Source organism: Pseudomonas sp. EL_65y_Pfl1_R83, assembly GCF_963970695.1.
GTDB lineage: Bacteria > Pseudomonadota > Gammaproteobacteria > Pseudomonadales > Pseudomonadaceae > Aquipseudomonas > Aquipseudomonas tritici.
In genome coordinates, this window is record NZ_CAXAQI010000071.1 from 1 (window position 1) to 784 (window position 784).

Here is a 784-nt window from a genome sequence, read left to right on the forward strand (position 1 = left end):
TTTCCGTGGCTTCACGACCGGCGGGTCCTCGATCGGTTTCAGCGGTCCAAGCGCTTATGATCTTCTGGGGCTTGCCCCGCAGGAAGGTGTCGGTGATCGCGTGCTCCAGACCTTCGACGTTTCCGGCGAGGGGGAGGTGCGAGCCCTTACCGAACGGGCGGGCGAACTGGGCGCCACGTTGGTCAGGGAGCCGTTCAAGACCTATTACGGATGGTATCAGTCGGTGCTCCGCGATCCCGATGGCAACGCCTTCCGGATCAACTTCCAGGGTTCAGCAAGCTAACTTGCCGTCACCAGGGCGAGCCGCAAGACGGATCGATCGGTTGAAATCCGGCTCCCCCTTCTCGCGTTCGACCGCGGACGGCGGCGCAGTCGAAACAAGTCGGAAGAACCGAGACAATGAGTGAAGTGCGTTTTCTGCTCGACGATGCCGTCGTCGAGTTGCGCGATGTCGACCCGACCGGCACGTTGCTGGACCTGCTGCGCTATCGGCTTCGTCGTATCGGCACCAAGGAGGGATGCGCGGAAGGCGACTGCGGGGCCTGCACCGTATTGGTCGGGACGCTGGACGACCAGGATCAGGTCCACTGGCGGGCAGTTAATGCCTGCATCCTGTTCCTGCCAATGCTCGACGGCAAGGCCCTGCTGACCGTCGAGAGCCTCGGCAAGCCCGGTGCACTGCATCCGGCGCAGCGGGCGATGGTCGATCATCACGGCTCGCAATGCGGCTTCTGCACGCCGGGCTTCGTCATGTCGCTCTACGGGCGCAGCATCGGAGCGTGTG

Annotated in this window: 2 protein-coding genes; both read left to right on the forward strand. The window is 63.5% G+C overall.

Annotated features, from left to right (window positions below):
• Positions 1–283, forward strand: a 283-nt coding sequence (locus AACY08_RS27650) for a VOC family protein (RefSeq protein WP_339472288.1), incomplete at its 5' end; no start/stop codon positions are given.
• Positions 284–399: 116 nt separating this feature from the next.
• Positions 400–784 (forward strand): 2Fe-2S iron-sulfur cluster-binding protein (locus tag AACY08_RS27655; protein WP_339472289.1); only part of this gene is annotated, 385 nt, incomplete at its 3' end.